We start from the raw sequence: 19,322 nt of genomic DNA on the forward strand, positions 1-19,322 counted from the left end.
ACGGCAGTGCTAGACTGCGCGCCATGAATTATCTCGCACATCTGCACCTGGGCGGCCAACTTCCTGCACAACTGCTCGGCAGCCTCTATGGCGATTTCGTCAAAGGTCGCCTGCAAGGGCAGTTCAGCCCGCAAATCGAGTCGGCGATCCAGTTGCATCGCTCCATCGACCGCTTTACCGACAGCCACCCGCTGGTCGGCGAAGCGTTGTCGCGCTTCAGCCTTACCCGCAGGCGCTATGCGGGGATCGTCCTCGACGTGTTTTTCGATCATTGCCTGGCGCGGGATTGGGCGTTGTATGCCGATCAGCCGCTGGAGCAGTTCACTTCGCAGGTGTATCGCGTGCTCGCGGCCGAGCCGCAGTTGCCGGGGCGGCTGGCGCAGATTGCGCCCTGGATGGCAGCGGATGACTGGCTGGGTTCGTACCGTGAGTTCGAGGTGATGGAGCAGGTGTTGCGCGGGATTTCGCGGCGGCTGACGCAGCCGGAGGAGTTAGGGCAGGCGATGCAGGAATTGCGGGTGTTGTATGAGCCGCTGAGTGAAGACTTCCGGGTGTTCTACCCGGAGTTGCAAGCCTTTTCACAAGCCCAACTGATTAGTGGGGTCTAAATGTGGGAGGGGGCTTGCCCCCGATAGCTGTGGGTCAGTTATAGATGAGCTGACTGATACACCGCTATCGGAGGCAAGCCCCCTCCCACATTGGAACCGTGTTTAGCTCATATCAGGCGGCGAATGCTGGTCGAACCGCCACTTGCTCAGCCTCTGGAAGCGGCCCAAACAACGCCTTCTGCACCGCCTGCTGCGCCTGATACGCCAATGCCGCGCGTTCTTGCCCGGCGCACGCAATCGGCTTGAGCAGGTGAATCTCCACATCGCCCTGATCATTGGCGAACAACCGCATCAGGTGCGACAACAAATCGTCATCGCCAATAAACGGCGCCAGCGGGTCTACTTGCCCATCGCGCAGGTAACGAATTGCCACCGGTTGCAGCGCCACATCCGCATCGATCGCACTGGCCAGCAAGCGCCCGTGGAAGGTGCGCAGGCTACGCCCGTCGGTGGTGGTGCCCTCGGGGAACATCAGCAGCGGATGCTGTTGCTCCAGATGGCGGGTCATCTGCTTGCGGATCAACTGGCTGTCGCCCGAGCCACGGCGGATAAACAGGCTGCCGGCCTTGGCCGCCAACCATCCCGCCACCGGCCAGGTGCGCACTTCGGCCTTGGACAGGAACGACATCGGCGCCACCGCACCCAGCAGCGGAATGTCCGTCCAGGACACGTGATTACTCACCCACAGCATCGGCTGCGTCGGTAACTCACCGTGCACCGTCACGCGAAAGGGCAGGGCGTTGGTCAGCCGCGCCATAAAAAACCGCGACCAACGCTGACGCCGCACCATCGAGTTGGCGATGCCCAGCCGCTCGAACACGCCGAACACACTGGCCATGCTCAAGCCCAGCGCCACCACCACCAGCACGCGGGCGATGCGCCCGTACACGCGCAAACGGCTCATCACATGGCCGCCTTGAAGTGGCGCGCGTAACGCGGGCACAAATTATCGCGTTTGAGCAGGATGAACACGTCGGCCACCTGGAAATCTTCATCCCAGCACGGCTCGCCGCAGATCTTCGCACCCAGGCGCATGTAGGCCTTGAGCAGCGGTGGCATTTCGGCGATCACGTTGGACGGCAGGTCCAGCGCCGGCAGCGGTTTTTTCGGTTCGGCGCGCAAGTGTTCGTTGCACAGATAGCGTTCGCGCAGGCGCTGCATGATCGCGTGGGCCTGGATGCCGCCGTCGTGCATCGGGATGCTCGCGCAGCCCATCAGATAGCTGTAGCCGCCCTGGTTGAGCACTTCGGCCAATTCGCCCCACAGCACGGCGATGGTGCCGCCGTTGCGGTAGGCCGGATCGACGCAGGTGCGGCCGATTTCCAGGATCGGGCCCTGCAGGTGCAGCAAGCCATGCAGGCTGAATTCTTCTTCACTGTAGAACCGGCCCAAGGTGCTGGCGGCCTGATGGTCGAGCAAGCGGGTAGTGGCGACGAGTCGACCGCTGTTCAAATCCCGCACGCCGATGTGGCTGCAGTGAACATCATAGTCATCCATGTCCAGGCCGTGTTCCGCGCCTTTCAGCTTGGCGTTGAACTCGCCGCTGAACACGTTGAACCGCAGGGCCTGGGCTTCCTGCAACGCTTGTGCGCCAACCAGGCGTTCGGCTTGCAGACGGCGTTCATTGCCGGTGTCGCTGATGCGGGCGATCTGAGTCATGGCGAATCTCCGAGTGCCAGCCACCTTTCGGCCGGTCGACTTGTTTGTCCAAACTCAGGCTATGTAGGCTCGGTGTCATCTCCATGAAGTTATGGTGACGCTTGGATGACAGCCCTTCCTGTCGCAAATCTGTCATCACCCTCGGCTAGGCTCGCGGGCTTGAATGCCCCCTTGAGTCTGTGTCCATGGTCAGAGGCCTGCTGTGTGTTGCCCTGCTGTTCGTCACCGCTACCGCCCACGCCGAAACCTGGCCAGACAAGGACTGGGCCAAGGGCACGCCGCTTGCCGGGCCCGCCGTCGAAGCCTTGGACGCCTACGCGTTCCCGCCGCGTGACGATGCCACCCGCCAAGGCATTCGCACCGATGCGCTGCTGGTGATCCGCGACGGCGAGATCATCTACGAGCGCTACGCAGCGCCCACCACCGCCGACACGCCGCACCTGACCTGGTCCATCAGCAAGAGCCTGATGGCCACTGTGCTGGGCATAGCCTACGGCGATAATCGCTTCAAACTGACTGACCCTGTGTGGCGTTTTTACCCGCCGATGAAGCAACACCCCGCTGTGACCATGGCCGACCTGCTGCACTGGGCCTCAGGCCTGGACTGGCAGGAGGACTACGAATACGCGCCGCTCAAATCCTCGGTGGTGGCGATGCTCTATACCCGTGGCCACGCCGATATGGCCGAGTTCGCCGCCAATACCGGCTCGTTCAGCGCGCCGGGCCAGGCCTTCCGTTACTCCAGCGGTGACAGCAATATCTTATCCGCCGCACTCAAAGGCATGCTCGGACACAAGGCTTACATCAGCTACCCGTGGGACGCGCTGTTCAAACCGCTGGGCATTCGTAATGCCACGTGGGAAACCGATGCCGATGAAACCTTCGTCGCCTCGTCCTATGCCTACCTGACTGCACGCGACTTGGCCCGTGTCGGTTTGCTGATGGCGCGCAACGGTCGTTGGGGCGAGCAACAGTTGCTGCCAGAAGACTGGGTCGCCTTCAACCGCCAGCCTTTCGACAAATACCAGGCAGTCCAGGACGAAGCCGTGCCCGGCGGTCATTGGTGGCTGAACCAAGGCACCCCGCTTCCCTGGCCCGCCGCCCCGGCTGACACGTTCGCCGCACTCGGCCATTGGGGCCAGGCGCTGTACGTGATGCCCGCCGAACACCTGGTGATCGTGCGTTACGGCGATGATCGCGACGGCAGCTACCAACACAACGAACTGCTCAAGCGTGTGCTTGCGGCGGTGCAGCCATGATCCGTCGTCGGCCGTTTACCACCGTGTTTCTATTGTTGGTCGCAGCCCTGCTGGGCTGGATCTGGCACGAGCGCGTCAACCTGCAAGCCTTCCCTGACATCATCGCGGCGTACACGGCCAAGGAGTATTGCTCGTGCCGGTATGTTGCGAACAATCCAGCCGACTATTGCCGGGGTTATGTGAAGCAGTACGTGCCGACCAGTGCATTCAGCGATAACCCTGAGCGCAGTGAAGTGACGGCGAGTGGGTTGGGGCGCACGCACAGTGCCAGGTGGTTGGGGGAGCGGCAGGGGTGTCGCCTGACACCCTGACCCGGCAAGCCCCCTCCCACATTTGGATTTGCGCCGTTCCTGACATGCGCTTAAGGTTCGTGCAGGTTTTTTGCCCCACGAGTCTTTATGTTCAATGTCAAACCTCTGGCCTTCACGTTACTGACCTGCGCCGCTATCCCCGCCCATGCCGATTGGTACCTGGATAACGAATCCTCGCGGCTGTCCTTTGTCACCACCAAAAACACCGAAATCGCTGAAGTGCAGCGCTTTCTGGTGCTGCACGGCAAGGTCGACAGCAAGGGCGCGGCGCAGGTGGAAGTGGAACTGGAGTCGGTCAATAGCGGCATCCCGCTGCGTGACGAGCGCATGCGCAACCAGCTGTTCGAGATCAAGACGTTTCCCGATGCGCTGATCTGTACACAGATCAATCTGCAACCCATCAATGACCTGGCCCCCGGCGCGCAGTTGGAGTTGCGCCTGCCGCTGAGCGTGACCTTGCACGGCAAGACCCAGACCTACAGCGCCGAATTGCTGGCCACGCGCCTGGATGACCGGCGCTTCCAGGTAGTGACCCTGGAGCCTGTGGTACTGCACGCCGATGCTTTCGACCTGGCGCCAGGTGTCGCGGCATTGCGTGAAGCCGCGGGGCTCAAGTCGATCAGTTTGTCGGTGCCGGTGGGTGCCGTGCTGATTTTCACGGCGCGCTGACGTGAGCGGCGCAGTGTTCCCGTGGCGCAGCGCCAACCGTTTCGAGTTGTTGATCGACGGACCGAATTTCTTCCCGCAGATGCTGGTGGGCATTGCCCGCGCCGAGCGCCAGGTGGATCTGGAGTTGTACCTGGTGGAGGCGGGCGCTTGTGCCGAAGCCATGGTGCAGGCGCTGGTGCTGGCCGCCGAACGCGGCGTGCAGGTGCGTTGCCTGTTCGATGACTACGGCAGCCTCGCCTTCACCCTGGGGCTGCGCAAGCGTTTGACCGATGCGGGTGTGACGCTGCGTTTCTACAATCGCCTGAGCTGGCGCCGTTGGATGCGTAACCTGTACCGCGACCACCGTAAGCTGCTGCTCATCGACCAAAACATCGCCGTGGTCGGCGGCACCGGCGTCACCGATGAATTCTGGACGCCGGGCGAAGACACCGCCGAATGGCACGAAGTGATGGTGCAGATCAGCGGCCCGTTGGTGCAGGACTGGCAGGCGCTGTTCGACCGCCAATGGCACGCCAACGTGGCGCGCCGGGAATGGAAGCCCGCCACCCATTTCGGTTTGCCGCGCTTGCCCAAAGTGCCGGCGACCGGGCCGGGTCTGGGCCGCGTCGCGTATGCCGACGCCCGTCAGCACCGCGACATCCTGCAATCGCTGATTCGTGCTCTCAACAACAGCAAGACGCGAATCTGGCTGGCTACGCCGTATTTCCTGCCCACTTGGGGCGTGCGCCGTGCCTTGCGCCGGGCGGCTGGGCGCGGCGTGGATGTGCGTTTGCTGCTGACCGGCCCACGTACCGATCACCCGTCCGTGCGTTACGCCGGGCATCGTTATTACCCGCGTTTGTTGCGCTCGGGCGTGCAGATCTTTGAATACCAGCCGTGTTTTTTGCACCTTAAAATGGTGCTGGTGGATGACTGGGTGAGCATCGGCTCGTGCAATTTTGATCACTGGAACCTGCGCTTCAACCTGGAAGCCAACCTTGAAGCGTTGGACCCGCAATTGACGGCGGCGGTGGTGGACAGCTTCGAGCGGGACTTTGCACAGAGCCAGGCGGTAAGCCTGCAAGCATGGAAGGCGCGGCCATTGTGGCGGCGGGTAAAGCAGCGAGTGTGGGGCTGGGTGGATCGGTTGGTGGTCAATTTGCTGGATCGACGCGGCTGACAAGAACAACGAGGCCAAATGTGGGAGGGGCGGTGCGACGATTCGACTTGCCCCCTCCCACATTTGTTTACCGCATTTGAGGTTTAGAGCAGTTCGAAGGTCTGCTGCTGCACATCCTGGGAATCCAGCCCGATCTGCACATTGAACTCACCCGGTTCCGCCGCGAACTTGAGCTGGGTGTTGTAGAACTTCAAATCCTCTTCGGTGATGGTGAAGTGCAAGGTGCGCTCTTCCCCAGCCTTGAGCATGACTTTCTGGAAGTTCTTCAGCTCCTTGATCGGGCGGATCATCGAGCCGGCCACGTCCTGGATATACAACTGCACCACGGTTTCGCCGTCGACCTTGCCGGTGTTCTGCACGGTGACGCTGGCGTCGAGCTTGCCGGTCTTGTTCAGGGTGGTGGACGACAGTGCCATGTCCGAGAGGCTGAACGTGGTGTAGCTCAGGCCATACCCAAACGGGAACAGCGGCCCGGTGGTGTCATCGAAGTATTGCGAGGTGTAGTTGCCCGGTTTGCCTGGGGTGAACGGCCGTCCGATGGTCAGGTGGTTGTAGTAAGTCGGAATCTGCCCCACGGAGCGTGGGAAAGTGATTGGCAGTTTGCCCGACGGGTTGTAGTCGCCGAACAGCACGTCGGCGATGGCGTTGCCGCCTTCGGTGCCGGCGAACCAGGTTTCCAGGATGGCGTCGGCCTGTTGGTTCTCTTCCAGGATCGACAGCGGGCGACCGTTCATCAGCACCAGCACCAGCGGCTTGCCGGTGGCCTTCAACGCCTTGATCAGGTCGCGCTGGCTTTGCGGGATGTTCAGGTCGGTGCGGCTGGAGGATTCATGGGACATGCCACGGGACTCGCCCACGGCGGCGACGATCACGTCGGCATCCTTGGCCGCTTTGACCGCTTCATCGATCAGCACCTGCGGCGCGCGCTTGTCATCCACCACTTCCGGGGCATCGAAGTTGAGGAAGTTGAGGTAGTCGACCACGGCCTTGTCGTTGGTGATGTTGGCGCCACGGGCGTAGATGATCTTGCCTTTCTCGCCGATCACCGCATTCAAACCGTCGAGCAGGGTTACCGACTGTTCTGGCTTACCGGCTGCGGCCCAACTGCCCATCATGTCGATCGGCGCCTTGGCCAGCGGGCCGACCAGGGCGATGGTCGCGGATTTTTTCAGTGGCAGGGTGTTGTTCTGGTTTTTCAGCAAGACCAGGCTGCGGCGCGCGATGTCACGGGCCTCGGCGCGGTGCAGGCGGCTGTCGGCGTAGGTGTCGGCCGGGTCATCCTCGGCCTTGCCGATGCGCAGGTACGGGTCCTTGAACAGGCCCATGTCGTACTTGGCGCCGAGCACTTCGCGCACCGCGTTGTCGATGTCGCTTTGCTCGATCTCACCGGACTTGAGCAGCCCCGGCAATTCCTTGCCGTAGAGCGAGTCGTTCATGCTCATGTCGATGCCGGCCTTGATCGCCAGCTTGGCGGCTTCACGCCCGTCCTTGGCCACGCCGTGCTTGATCAGTTCGAAGATCGCACCGTGGTCGCTGACGGCCAGGCCCTTGAAGCCCCAGTCCTTGCGCAGCAGGTCGTTCATCAGCCAGGTGTTGGCGGTGGCGGGCACGCCGTTGATCGAGTTGAGCGCCACCATCACGCCGCCGGAACCGGCCTTGATCGCCGCGTGGTACGGCGGCAGGTAGTCCTGGTACATCTTGACCGGGCTCATGTCGACCACGTTGTAGTCGCGCCCGCCTTCCACTGCGCCGTACAGGGCGAAGTGCTTGACGCTGGCCATGATGCTGTCGGCATTCGCGGGGCTGGCGCCCTGGAAGGCGCGGACCATGACTTCGGCAATGCGCGAGACGAGGTAGGTGTCTTCGCCGAAACCTTCGGAAGTCCGGCCCCAGCGCGGGTCACGGGAGATATCGACCATCGGCGCGAAAGTGATGTCGAGGCTGTCGGCGGCGGCTTCCTGGGCGGCGATGCGCCCGGAGCGGCCGATGGCGTCCATGTCCCAGCTGGAGGCCAGGGCCAGGCTGATCGGGAAGATCGTGCGGTGGCCGTGGATCACGTCATAGGCGAAGAACATCGGGATCTTCAGGCGGCTGCGCATGGCCGCGTCCTGCATCGGACGGTTTTCCGGGCGGGTGATGGAGTTGAACGTGCCGCCGATGCGGCCGGCGGCGATTTCCTTGCGGATCATCTCGCGGGGCATTTCGGGGCCGATGCTGATCAGGCGCAATTGGCCGATCTTCTCGTCGAGCGTCATCTGCTTGAGCAGGTCGCTGACAAAGGCGTCCTTGTCTTTAAGCGCAGCAGGCTTTGTTTCCGCCCAGGCGGGGTGGGTGGCCAGCGTGGCAACAAGGCCGAGCAAACACAGCTTTTTCATGAATATCCTTTTTCGGCTCACTGCACAGCGAACAGGCGCTGTTCTGCCAAAATGTGGGGAACATATGGTGTTGTTCGAGTGTTATTGCAGAAAATGCACCACACTTCTGAACTCTTATTTGCGCTGGGCATCTTTTTAGCTGAATGATTCGATGCAATCCAGTAGTGGGAGCGGATTATGCCCCAAGCGCGCGGTTTATAGGGTCAGTCGTCACATTCCATCAAGATTGCTCAGGAGAAACACCATGCAAGCAGCACAAGGTTACCGCTGGGGCTTCAAGGCCGCGGCTTTGCTATTGATCAGCACGGTGCTGAGCGGTTGCGGCATCAACACCATTCCCACCCTGGACGAACAGGCCAAAGCCGCCTGGGGCCAGGTGCAGAACCAATACCAACGCCGCGCCGACCTGATCCCCAACCTGGTGGAAGTGGTCAAAGGCTACGCTGCCCATGAGCAAGACACCCTCACTGCGGTGATCGAAGCGCGGGCCAAGGCCACCTCGATCCAAGTGGATGCCAGCACCCTCGACAACCCCGAGAAGCTCAAGCAGTTCCAGCAAGCCCAGGACGGTTTGAGCGGCGCCCTCAGCCGTTTGATGGTGGTGTCCGAGCGCTACCCGGACCTGAAGGCCAACCAGAACTTTCTGGCCCTGCAATCCCAGCTTGAAGGCACCGAAAACCGTATCGCCGTGGCCCGCCGCGACTTTATCCAGGCCGTCCAGGCCTACAACACCGAGATCCGCACCTTCCCAGGTCGCCTGTGGCACAGCGTGATGTACAGCGACTTGCCGATCCGCCAGACGTTTGAAGCCACCAGTGCCGATGCCGATAAAGCGCCGCAAGTGAAGTTCAAGTAAGCCGATGCGCTTATTACGGATAGGCCTGGCGCTGTGGCTGCTGGCCTGCGTCGGGGCGGCCCAGGCTGCGTTGACCTTCCCGGAGTTGACCGGGCGGGTGGTGGACAACGCCCAGATGATCGACCCGGCGGTGCGCGCGCAGTTGACCGAGCAGTTGCAGGCGCTGGAGCAAACGTCCGGCGACCAGATCGTGGTCGTCACCGTGCCCGACCTGCAAGGCGTGCCCATTGAAGACTTCGGTTATCAACTGGGCCGCCACTGGGGCATCGGCCAGAAGGGCAAGGACAACGGCGCGCTGTTGATCGTCGCCCGCGATGAGCGCACATTGCGCATCGAAGTCGGCTATGGCCTGGAAGGCGTGCTGACCGATGCGCAGTCGTGGGTCATCATCAATCAAGTGATCACTCCAAAATTCAAAACCGGCCATTTCAGCCAGGGCATCAGCGATGGCGTGGCCGCGATGATCCAGGTGGTTGGTGGTGAGCCATTGGCCGTGCCGGCCCATGTGGCGGACGCCAACTTTGCCAAGGATAATCCCGGGTTTTCCATTGGCCTGTTTATCTTGCTGATCGGCGTGTTGTGGCTGTGCAACCGTATGGGGCTGCCGGTGGGCGCGATCTTGCTGGCTATTCTCAGCAGCAGCGGACGCGGCGGCGGGGGAGGCGGTGGCGGCGGTGGTTTCCGGGGCGGCGGTGGCGGTTTCGGCGGCGGCGGCGCTTCAGGTGGCTGGTGATGACAATAACTAGAAAAGAGCATGTACAACCATGGCATTACTGACTGAACACGAGCAACGCCAAGTCGCCGAGGCGATTGCCCGGGTCGAGCAACAGACCGACGCCGAGCTGGTCACCGTGCTGGCCGCGCGTGCCGACGATTACGCCTACATCCCGTTGTTGTGGGCCAGCCTGATCGCCTTGGTGGTGCCGGGTGTGGTGCATTACCTGTCGGGCTACCTGACCATGTACACCTTGTTAGTGGCCCAGTGGCTGACCTTCATTGTGCTGTGCCTGGTGTTTCGTTTGCCCAAGGTGACCACGCGGCTGATTCCGCGTTCGGTGCGCCACTGGCGGGCGTCCAACCTGGCGCGCCGGCAGTTTCTGGAGCAGAACCTGCACCACACGTTGGGCAGTACCGGTGTGCTGATTTTTGTCTGCGAGGCCGAGCGTTACGTGGAAATCCTGGTGGATGACGGCATTTCCAAACGCCTGGATGACAGCAGTTGGGATGCCATCGTCAAGACGTTTACCCAGCAGGTGAAGCAGGGGCAGACGTTGGCCGGGTTCATCTCCTGTATCGAAGCGTGTGGCGAGTTGTTGAAGGTGCATGTACCGGTGACGCAAGCCCGGAATGAACTGCCCAACCGTCTGGTCGTACTCGAATAACCCAGGCGCCGCTGAACAACAATGTGGGAAGGGGCTTGCCCTCCCACATTTGGATCTGTGTTGACCACTGGTCAAATAACCCCGTGCCCTAAACCTCTATCCCCCCTAAAATGCCCGGCATTCTTAGCCCGAGGCGTTTTTGTTCATGTCCGTCACCGCTCAACCTGCCAGCCCCGCGCCGGATCATCACGCCCAGTTCATCGAACTGCTGGACACGAGCCTCGCGCAGAACGCCTTTATCAAGCTGGTGCTGGCCAAGTACGTTGGTGAGGAAGCCGAGCTGCAACGGCTGATCATCAAGCCCGTGACGGTCAAGGAGCAGGCGTGCCTGTCCTTCGTCTACCGCTACAAGACCCGCGACATCACCAAGAACTTCCCGCTGGCCGATGGCGTGGCGGCGATTGCCGAGCTGCTGCCGGCCTCGTTCAAGAACGCGCATTTGCTGTCGCTGACCGACGAAGCCCAGTTGGAATACAGCAAGAAGAACAAAAGCTCGCTGTTCAAAAGCAAGCCCCAGCAACTGCGTGAGGCACCTTCGGCCGAGCACAACCGCGAGAAGCATCGCTTCCTCGATCTGAGCCGGCCGTTTCTCGCCGACCTGGGTGTGACCGACGCCAGGCAGGCGCTGATCCCATCAATGTCGCGCAAGTGGAAGCAGATCAACAAGTTCATTGAAGTGTTCAGCCATGCGCTGACCTCGTCACCGCTCAAGCTGGACCAACCGGTGCGCGTTGCCGACTTCGGTTCGGGCAAGGGCTACCTCACGTTTGCGATCCACGATTACCTGCGCAACAGCCTCCAGGCCGAAGGTGAAGTTACCGGTGTGGAACTGCGCGAAGACATGGTGACCCTGTGCAACACCGCTGCCGCACGCCTGGAACACCCGGGGCTGGTGTTCAAATGCGGCGATGTACGCAGCGTGGCACCGAGCGAACTGGACGTGATGATCGCGCTGCACGCGTGCGATATCGCCACCGACTATGCGATCCACACCGGCATCCGCTCCGGCGCGTCGATCATCATGTGTTCGCCGTGCTGCCATAAGCAGATCCGCTTGCAGATCCAGAGCCCGGTACTGCTCAAGCCGATGCTGCAATACGGTTTGCACCTGGGCCAGCAGGCGGAAATGGTCACTGACAGTTTGCGCGCATTGTTCCTTGAAGCCTGTGGTTACGAGACCAAGGTGTTTGAGTTCATCTCCCTGGACCACACCAACAAGAACAAGATGATCCTCGCGGTCAAGCGCGCGGAGCCGGTGGACAATGCGCAGTTGCTGGAGAAGATTCAGCAGTTGAAGGCGTTCTACCAGATCACCGAACACTGCCTGGAAACCCTGCTGCGCGCCGACGGCTACCTGAAGTAGTCGTCTCTACACAACCCCCGTAGCAGGCTTGACGACTGGGGCCGGTTGCACGGATGTCCTGCGCCCCAGCATCACCGTCACAATCACCCCGCACGCAAACACCCACGTAATCGGCTCGATATGTTCCCCAAAGAACAACGCCGAAAACGCGATGGTGAAGAAGATCTGCAACAGCTGAATCTGGCTGACCCGCGCAATACCGCCCATGGCCAACCCAGCGTACCAGGCAAAGAACCCCAGGAACTGCGAGAACAGCGACACATAGCCAAACGCCCACCAGGTGCGCATGGAAATCGCGCCTTGATGTTGCGCCGCCAGGTACCACACCGGCCCGATCAACACCGGCGTCGACAGCACCAACGCCCAGCAGATCACCTGCCAGCCGCCCATCTCCTTGGCCAACCGGCCGCCTTCGGCATACCCCAGGCCACCTACGGCAATCGCGCCGAGCATCAGCAAATCACCCGCCTGGATACTGCCGGCGCCGGTGATCAACGCATAACTCAATACCAACGCACTGCCCAATGCGGCGCAGGCCCAGAAGGCTTTGGACGGTCGCTCGTGGGACAGCCACGCCGCATACAGCGCCACGCACAGCGGTTGCAGGCCGTTGACCAGCGCGCCATGGGACGCCGGCAGGGTTTGCATGGCCCAGGCCGACAGCACCGGAAAGCCAAGAATGACGCCCGCGATCACCAGGCACAGCCCGCGCACTTGGCGCCAGGTGGGCCAGCGCTCGCGACGCCACAGCAACAGCGCCGCCGCCGGGACCGCCGCGAACAAGGCACGGCCCAGACCGTTGAGCAGCGGGTGGATCTCCTGCACCACGATACGGGTGAAGGGCAGGGTCAGGCTGAAGATGATGACGCCCAGCAGGCCGAGGGCCATGCCGGTGTTTTCACGCGATCTCATGGGGGTACCGAAATCCAGAGGGCTTCAAGGGAAGCCCATCTAGCCACAACCCCCGCCGAATGCGGGCCTACAGCTGGGTACGGAATTATCCGTACAGTTTTAGAAGAAGCGTGTGACGCTGATCTTGGCGTTGCGCCCTTCGCTGTAGGCACGGTCGCCGCTGAGTGCCGGCCGGTAGTTGTTGTTAAGCAGGTTGTCGACAGTGAAGTTGACTTCGGTGCCTTTGAGGCCGGCCTGTTGGGGTTTCCAATTGGCGAACAGGCCCATGCTGCCGTAGGACGGGTTGGCGTATTGGTCATAGAACGTGTCGCCCACCGAGCTGTTCAAGGCGCTTGAGTATTTATCGCTGGGCAGGCGGTCGGTCTTGCGCACGAACTGCGCCGTCCAGCCGAATTGGGCGTTCCAGGCGGGGATCTTGTTGCCCATCATCAACACCCATTTGGCTGGTGGAATGTCCCGGGCCCAGACGTGGATGTCGGTGGCCCACGGGTTGGTGTAGGGGTTGTCGCGTTTGCCGGTAGCGTAGGAGTAACTCACCGAGCCGAACAGATAGGTCGAGTCGTAGTAGGCCTCAAGCTCAAAACCCTTGATCGTCATGCCACCGACGTTGCGGTAGTTGGTCTTGGCGGCCATGTCGGCGCTGGTGCAGACGCGGTCGATGCCCCCCACTGCGGTGTTCTGACGGTCACAGCCGATGCCCGTTGCCTTGAAAATCTCGTCTTCGATGCGGTTGTGGAACAGCGTCGCACGCAGTTGCAGGTTGTCGTCACGGCCGATGAGGTTGGAGAAATTGGTGACGTTGCCCGCGGTTATGGCGGTGATGCGCTCCGGGTTGAGATTAAGGCTGGTGGACGTGCGGCTGCCCAAGCCCTGGACTTCGTACTGTTCGTCGATCACCGGGGCGCGCCAGGTTTTGTTCCAACTGGCGAACATCGCCACGTCCGGCGTGATGTTCCAATAGGCCGCCAGGCGGGGTGACCAACCGGTGTAGGTGCGGTCGCTGTAGTCATGCCCGATGGAGGGATCGGGGTTGCTGTAGTACGGCGCGTCGTTGGCTTCGCCACGGTTGCGCACGTGGTCATAGCGCAGGGAGGGGGTGATGGTCACGTCGCCGAGGGTCACGGCGTCCTGCAGGTAGAACGCGTTGGTGTCGACTTTGCCATGGGGCATGAAGTACGGCTGGAAGTGGCCGTAGTTGTACTTGGCGGTGTTGTAGGTTGCGCCGGGCATCCAGCTTTCGGTTTCACGCTTATGCTTGCGAATCTGCACGCCGCTGGTCACGGCATGTTCCAGCGGGCCGGTGCTGAACAGGCTGATGTTGCGCAGTTCCAGAATCTTGTCGCCGTAGGCGGTGTCCATCTTGCGCCCACCCGTGGCCAGGGAGAACGACGCATCGGCGTTGCGCTCATCGGTCTGGTCGGTATGAGACACCGAATAGCTGAGCTTCATGTCGATCAGTGGGTTGTCCAGCGGCTGGTAGAGGTACTTGCCCGAGTACGTGGTATCGATGGTTTCCCGATTGGCGAGGAAGCGTTTCAATGCACCCTCGTAGCCATAGCGGTCAATCGCCGACTGCAGCGGCGGGGTGGGATAGCTTTTGGCCGAGAATGGCGTCCAGCGCCGGCTGTTGGAGCGCGAGTACGACAAGCCTGCGCTGTGTTCATCAGTGAAGTGGGCGTTGAGCTTGAACAACTTACCGTCCACATTCTGTGCGCTGTTGGGCAGGCGCTTGGGATTGATCGGGTACTCATTGCGGGGATCCGGCGGCGTGCCGGCCAGCTTCATGTCACCCCCATCGCGCTGGGTCAGGTAGGCGAGAGCGTCGAAGCGGCCATCGTCGGTGCGCCCGTAAACGGCCGAGCTGTAGACCTGCTCGTGATCGTTGCTGGCGTAGCCATACTTGAGCATGGCGCCGGCGTTGCGGCCGTCCTCCAGCATGTCGGGAGCATCTTTGGTCTCCATGATGATCGAGCCGCCGAAGCCACCGTTGCCGGTGAAGGCCGAGTAGGGGCCTTTTTCCACCTCGACGCTCTTGATCAGCTCAGGCTCGATAAACACGGTGCCTTGCTGATATCGCTCAAAGCCGCTTTTGGTGGCGCCATCCACCGACATCGGCACGTCTTCGGCCTCACCCATGCCACGGATATTGATGGTCTGGCCTCCGGGCTTGGACGAGCCACCCATAAATACACCCGGCAGGTTTTGCAGCAGCGCGGGGACGTTGTTGGGCTGAAAGCGGTCGATATCCGCCTGCTTCATGGTAGAGCGGCCGACGGTGCTGGAGTCGACCTGGGTGCCAGTGCCGATCACGCTCAGGGCATCCAGTTGCACGGCGCCGCTGCTGGTGGTCTTGGCCTCTTCGGGCTTGACCACGTAGGTACTGCCCACCTTGATCAAGGTAAACGCAGCGTTTTTCAGCAGGGTGCGAATCGCCACTTCCGGGGTGAAATCACCGTTGAGCGCCGGTGCCTGTACGTTCTTGAGCAGCGTTTCATCGAACAGCAACTGGATCTTCGCCTGCTGCGCCACCTGACTCAGGGAGGTGGCCAGCGACTGGGCGGGCAGGTGCAGGGTCAACGACTCGGCCTGGGCACTGAGGCTGAAGGCCAGGCAGCTGGCAATAAGGGTTGGTCGCAGAAACAGATGCGTAGCGTGGCAAGGCGCGCGAAACATGAAATCCCCCAGTGTGGCCAAATGGCCGAAAATGCGTGCGTATCAAACGCAGACCGGAGGAAGACGGGGCTGGCCAAAAAAACCACACCTGCGAATGCAAAATATTCTCAAGTGTGGTTTTGGCTGGCTTACTTGCTCGGTTCTATCCGGACAATGCCATCGGCCGACGCCACGGTTTTCACCGGCAGCAGGGCGGGCAGGGCATTGAGCAGGGCGTCGGGGTCATTCACATCAAGATTGCCCGACACTGTCAGGTGGGCCACGGCGTTGCTCACCTGCAACGGCGCCTGGGGGCGGTACAGGCTTAGTTCATCGATCAGGCTGACCAGTTCGCGGTTGCGAAACGACAAGTGCCCGCTGCGCCAGTCGGCCACTTCTTCAGCCGTGAGGGTTTGCTGCTGCAAGGTGCCTTTGGTGTAGCTATAGCTGGCGCGTTGCCGGGCGCCGAGCAGGGTGACGGGGCTTTTGGTGTCCGGTTCGAACGCGACCTGGCCGTGGGCGACGCTGACCACCAGTTGCTGCTGGCTGCGTCGCACGTCAAAACCGGTACCGACCACTCGCACAGTGGCCTCGCCGGCCCGCACGAACAGCGGGCGCTCCTTGTCGGCAGCCACCTCGATGTACAACTGGCCCTTGTCCAGGTGCACGATGCGTTGGTGCGCATTGAAGTCCACGCGCAGTTGAGTATTGGCATTCACGTACAAGGTACTGCCATCCGGCAGATTCACGGTGCGCATGCCCTTGGCATGGGCAGCGACCTGGGTGTGATATAACTCACGCGGCGCGCCGATATGCGTGGCCAGCACCGCGCACAGCAATGCGGCGGCCACCGCCAGCGCAGGGCGCCATACCGATGGTTTGCGCTTGGGCAGCGCCACGGGTTTGTTCAGTTGCTGCAACTGGGCCAGGTCCGCCCACAGTTGCTCGAATTCGGCATAGGCGCGGGCATGGGCCGGTTCGGCCACCCAGGCGGCAAACGCCCGGCGGTCGGCGCGGTCGGTGTCGTTGCGGTTGCGCGCAAACCAGCTGGCGGCCTGGGCGTCGATGGCGTCGCTATCGTCGATATCCAGGTCGTCGGTGTCGCTCAGGCGGTTCATTCTGGCTGCTCCGTGCCGGGGTCGTTTTGAAGGCGTCGCTTGCAATGCAGCAGGGCAAAGGCGATGTGCTTTTCCACCATGCTGGTCGAAATGCCCATGCGTTCTGCAATCTGCGCCTGGCTCAGGCCTTCGAAGCGGTGCAGCATAAGGGCTTCTCGCCTGCGGGGCGAGAGTTCGGCGAGGACTTCTTTCAACTGTTCCAGGCGTTGCAAGCGTTGCACGGCGGCCATGGGATCGTTTTGCTCGTCGGTGACAGGTTCGACGTCCATGGCGGCCTGATCTTGATGGACGGTGTGTCGTACCTTCTGTTTGCGCCAGTGATCACGCAGCAGGTTGCGTGCCATCTGGAACAGAAACGCTCGGGGCTGCTCGACCTTGGCGCGGTCACGGTAGTCCAGCCATTGGGTAAAGACATCCTGGGTCATGTCCGCCGCGTCGCTGGCGTTGTCCGTGCGTTTACGCAGGAAATACAGAATATCCGTATAAAACCCGCGAAAGGCATCGGCCGACACCGGGTCGGGCTTGGGACGAGACATGGATATCCTTCTTGACGAAGCACGACGTGGGAAAAGTCGTGAATGATATCGAGAACTATTGTCATTTGTCTCTATTTGAAGGATCTACTCTATTTAAAATGTGGGAGGGAGGCCCCGCCCCACACTGGATCGCCGCGTCAGCGCAGCAGCGTCGTCAGCTGTTCAATCCCCGCTTCACCCAAGGGGAACACCGGCAACCGCGGATCACCCACCTCCAATCCGGTCAACCGCAGCCCAGCCTTGATCGTCGCCGGCAACCCGCCCTTGAGGATAAATTCCAGCAGCGGCAACTGACGATAAAACAGTTCACGTGCGAGGGTCAGGTCATTGGCCAATACAGCGTTATACAAATCCAGGTTGAGCTGCGGGATCAGGTTCGGCGCCGCCGTGCACCAACCCTTGGCGCCCGCCGCGAAGGCTTCCAGCGCCAGCGGGTTGCAGCCGTTGTAGAACGGCACATCACTGTGACGTTGCAACTGGTGCATACGCTGAATATCCCCGGTGCTTTCCTTGACCATGGTCACGTTCTCGACCTGCTTGAGGATACGCAGGATCAGTTCCACCGACATGTCCGTGCCACTGGTGGCCGGATTGTTGTAGAGCATGATCGGCACACCGACGCTGTCGCCGATCGCCGCGTAGTGGGCGAGAATTTCCGCCTCGCTGAGTTTCCAGTACGAGGCCGGCAGCACCATCACTACGTCGGCGCCGTTGGCCTCGGCGTAACGGGCGCGGCGCACGGCCTTGGCGGTGGTCAGGTCGGACACGCTGACAATGGTCGGCACGCGCCGGGCGATTTTTGCGAGGCTGTAGGCGCTGACTTCGTCCCACTCGGCATCGCTTAGATACGCGCCTTCGCCGGTGCTGCCCAGTGGCGCAATGGCATGCACGCCGCTGTCGATCAGACGGTCGATGGAGCGGCCGAGGGCGCCGAGGTCGATGCTTTGACCGTCAGCGCTGAACGGTGTGATGGTGTAGCCGATGATGCCGTGAAGAGTGGGGCTGGACATGGATAGTCTCCGGTCTGAGAGGGGCGGGTCAGTTCAGGCAATCGGCGTGTTGGCGCAGGTTCTGCCGGGCGTAATAGTTGAACGCGGCGCCATGGCGCTTGGGTCGGGCAATCCAGTCATGGGCCTCGCGGCCCAGCGCTGGCAGGATCGGCTTGATAGTGCCCGCCGCCATCGCCAGCAGCTGCAATTTGGCGGCGCGCTCGATCAACTGGGCGATTACGCAGGCCTCCTCGATACTCGCCCCGGTGGACAGTTGACCGTGGTGCGAGAGCAAAATCGCGCGCTTGTCGCCGAGCGCCGTGGTGATGATATCGCCTTCCTCATTGCCCACCGGCACGCCTGGCCAGGCTTCCAGGAAGGCGCAGTCTTCGTACAGCGGGCAAAGGTCCATGTGGGACACCTGCAGCGGCACTTCGAGCATCGACAACGCCGCGATATGGGTGGGGTGCGTGTGGATGATGCAGTTCACATCCGGCCGGCCACGGTACACCCAGCTGTGGAAACGGTTGGCCGGGTTGGGGATGCCGTGACCTTCCAGCACTTCAAGGTCCTCGTTCACCAGCAACAGGTTGCTGGCGGTGATCTCATCAAAACCCAGGCCCAATGGTTGGGTGTAATAGGTGCCTGGCGTGGGGCCGCGTGCGGTGATCTGCCCGGCCAGGCCGGAGTCGTGGCCGTTTTCGAACAGGATGCGGCAGGTGAGCGCCAGCTTTTGCCGGTCGGTCCACGTATTATCCGCCAGGCTGTTTTGCATCTGATTCAGTGCGTGCTTGACCAGTTGGTCTTTGGGGAGTGCTAATGTCTTGGCCATATCGGTGTCCTTTGGGTTAGAACGAATGACACTAAAGATGCTATATGACACTTTGTGTCATTAGCAAGCACAGCTTATCGTTTTCTGCATGGATTACCCGCAGCGCATGTCTATCCGTTTGAAATTATTAAGGAAAAAGCTTGGCGTGACCTTGGAGACCCTGGCTGAAAAATCCGGGATGACCAAGAGTTACCTGTCCAAGGTCGAGCGCGGGCTCAACACGCCGTCCATTGCCGCCGCGTTGAAACTGGCCAAGGCGTTGAACGTGAACGTCGAGGAATTGTTCAGCGAGGATCGCGTCAGCCTCGACAGCTACAGCCTGGTGCGCAGTCACGAGCGGCCCGATACCACGCCGGGTTACGCGGTGCTGGCCCATCAAGTCAGCGAGCGCAGCTTGCTGCCGTTCATCATTTACCCGCCGGCGGAGTTCAGCGACAAGACCTTCAAGGAGCATCTGGGGGAGGAGTTTCTGTTCGTGCATGAAGGCGCGGTAGAGGTGGACTTCATGAACGAACGGGTGATTTTGCAGCGAGGCGATGCGTTGCACTTCAACGCGCAAAAGCCGCACCGGCTTCGTTCGGTGGGGGACGTGCAGGCGCAGTTGCTGGTGGTGGTGCACAGCGCGGAAGAATAATCACGATC

General features: G+C 61.4%; 19 protein-coding genes. 10 read left to right on the top strand and 9 right to left on the bottom strand.

The genetic code is table 11. The features are described from left to right. The first annotated feature begins 23 nt into the window (after positions 1 to 23). Positions 24 to 608: an acyl carrier protein phosphodiesterase gene (locus NDJ82_RS16610; protein WP_158878935.1), complete on the top strand. Its 585-nt coding sequence runs from the start codon at positions 24 to 26 to the stop codon at positions 606 to 608. Between the two features lie 112 nt (positions 609 to 720). Here NDJ82_RS16610 and NDJ82_RS16615 read toward each other — a convergent pair whose 3' ends face one another. Next, positions 721 to 1,512 (bottom strand): lysophospholipid acyltransferase family protein, encoded by a 792-nt coding sequence (locus NDJ82_RS16615; protein ID WP_191958300.1) that lies wholly within the window; start codon positions 1,510 to 1,512, stop codon positions 721 to 723. Next, entirely contained in the window at positions 1,512 to 2,267 is a 756-nt protein-coding gene (gene olsB, locus NDJ82_RS16620; RefSeq protein WP_099587554.1) for an L-ornithine N(alpha)-acyltransferase, read from the bottom strand. The genes NDJ82_RS16615 and olsB overlap by 1 nt, the downstream gene beginning before the upstream one ends. 185 nt (positions 2,268 to 2,452) lie before the next feature. Here olsB and NDJ82_RS16625 point away from each other — a divergent pair, with 185 nt between their 5' ends. The 4 genes from NDJ82_RS16625 (at position 2,453) to NDJ82_RS16640 (ending at position 5,665) form a co-directional block, all read left to right on the top strand. Then, a complete protein-coding gene (locus NDJ82_RS16625; RefSeq protein WP_191958301.1) occupies positions 2,453 to 3,526 on the top strand; it encodes a serine hydrolase domain-containing protein in 1,074 nt (357 codons plus the stop codon). Continuing rightward, a complete protein-coding gene (locus NDJ82_RS16630; RefSeq protein ID WP_099587552.1) occupies positions 3,523 to 3,837 on the top strand; it encodes an amidase in 315 nt (104 codons plus the stop codon). The genes NDJ82_RS16625 and NDJ82_RS16630 overlap by 4 nt, the downstream gene beginning before the upstream one ends. 87 nt (positions 3,838 to 3,924) lie before the next feature. Further along, positions 3,925 to 4,506, top strand: a complete 582-nt coding sequence (locus NDJ82_RS16635; RefSeq protein ID WP_250925880.1) for a YceI family protein — start codon at positions 3,925 to 3,927, stop codon at positions 4,504 to 4,506. A 1-nt stretch (position 4,507) separates the two neighbouring features. Beyond that, entirely contained in the window at positions 4,508 to 5,665 is a 1,158-nt protein-coding gene (locus tag NDJ82_RS16640) for a phospholipase D-like domain-containing protein (protein WP_112193970.1), read from the top strand. Between the two features lie 83 nt (positions 5,666 to 5,748). Here NDJ82_RS16640 and bglX read toward each other — a convergent pair whose 3' ends face one another. Next, positions 5,749 to 8,040: a beta-glucosidase BglX gene (bglX, locus tag NDJ82_RS16645; RefSeq protein ID WP_112193972.1), complete on the bottom strand. Its 2,292-nt coding sequence runs from the start codon at positions 8,038 to 8,040 to the stop codon at positions 5,749 to 5,751. 244 nt (positions 8,041 to 8,284) lie between these two features. Between bglX and NDJ82_RS16650 the strand changes: the two genes are divergently transcribed. From NDJ82_RS16650 to NDJ82_RS16670, 4 genes are all read left to right on the top strand, one after another. Further along, positions 8,285 to 8,896: a LemA family protein gene (locus NDJ82_RS16650; RefSeq protein ID WP_032888315.1), complete on the top strand. Its 612-nt coding sequence runs from the start codon at positions 8,285 to 8,287 to the stop codon at positions 8,894 to 8,896. Positions 8,897 to 8,900: 4 nt separating this feature from the next. Beyond that, complete coding sequence (locus tag NDJ82_RS27460; protein ID WP_112193975.1) at positions 8,901 to 9,629, top strand: TPM domain-containing protein; 729 nt, start codon at positions 8,901 to 8,903, stop codon at positions 9,627 to 9,629. A gap of 31 nt (positions 9,630 to 9,660) precedes the next feature. Then, entirely contained in the window at positions 9,661 to 10,278 is a 618-nt protein-coding gene (locus NDJ82_RS16665) for a TPM domain-containing protein (protein ID WP_099587546.1), read from the top strand. 145 nt (positions 10,279 to 10,423) lie between these two features. Continuing rightward, on the top strand, positions 10,424 to 11,641 hold the full coding sequence (locus NDJ82_RS16670) for a class I SAM-dependent methyltransferase (RefSeq protein WP_250925881.1): 1,218 nt from the start codon (positions 10,424 to 10,426) through the stop codon (positions 11,639 to 11,641). Positions 11,642 to 11,647: 6 nt separating this feature from the next. Here the strand turns inward: NDJ82_RS16670 and NDJ82_RS16675 are convergent, their stop codons facing one another. The 6 genes from NDJ82_RS16675 to NDJ82_RS16700 all read right to left on the bottom strand — a co-directional run bounded on the left by NDJ82_RS16675 (position 11,648) and on the right by NDJ82_RS16700 (position 18,680). Then, positions 11,648 to 12,553: a DMT family transporter gene (locus NDJ82_RS16675; protein ID WP_191947715.1), complete on the bottom strand. Its 906-nt coding sequence runs from the start codon at positions 12,551 to 12,553 to the stop codon at positions 11,648 to 11,650. A gap of 99 nt (positions 12,554 to 12,652) precedes the next feature. Next, positions 12,653 to 15,226, bottom strand: coding sequence for a TonB-dependent receptor (locus NDJ82_RS16680; protein ID WP_250925882.1), 2,574 nt, complete (start codon positions 15,224 to 15,226; stop codon positions 12,653 to 12,655). 128 nt (positions 15,227 to 15,354) lie between these two features. Further along, on the bottom strand, positions 15,355 to 16,323 hold the full coding sequence (locus NDJ82_RS16685; protein WP_250925883.1) for a FecR family protein: 969 nt from the start codon (positions 16,321 to 16,323) through the stop codon (positions 15,355 to 15,357). After that, on the bottom strand, positions 16,320 to 16,859 hold the full coding sequence (locus tag NDJ82_RS16690) for an RNA polymerase sigma factor (protein ID WP_250925884.1): 540 nt from the start codon (positions 16,857 to 16,859) through the stop codon (positions 16,320 to 16,322). The genes NDJ82_RS16685 and NDJ82_RS16690 overlap by 4 nt, the downstream gene beginning before the upstream one ends. Positions 16,860 to 16,996: 137 nt before the next feature. Beyond that, a complete protein-coding gene (locus NDJ82_RS16695; protein WP_250925885.1) occupies positions 16,997 to 17,869 on the bottom strand; it encodes a dihydrodipicolinate synthase family protein in 873 nt (290 codons plus the stop codon). Between the two features lie 28 nt (positions 17,870 to 17,897). Next, positions 17,898 to 18,680, bottom strand: coding sequence for an aldolase (locus NDJ82_RS16700; RefSeq protein ID WP_158878946.1), 783 nt, complete (start codon positions 18,678 to 18,680; stop codon positions 17,898 to 17,900). Between the two features lie 106 nt (positions 18,681 to 18,786). Here NDJ82_RS16700 and NDJ82_RS16705 point away from each other — a divergent pair, with 106 nt between their 5' ends. Continuing rightward, entirely contained in the window at positions 18,787 to 19,314 is a 528-nt protein-coding gene (locus NDJ82_RS16705) for a helix-turn-helix domain-containing protein (RefSeq protein WP_158878947.1), read from the top strand. The last annotated feature ends 8 nt before the right edge of the window (positions 19,315 to 19,322 follow it).

Source organism: Pseudomonas sp. SR18 (assembly GCF_023701505.1).
Taxonomy (GTDB): Bacteria; Pseudomonadota; Gammaproteobacteria; order Pseudomonadales; family Pseudomonadaceae; genus Aquipseudomonas; species Aquipseudomonas cyclaminis.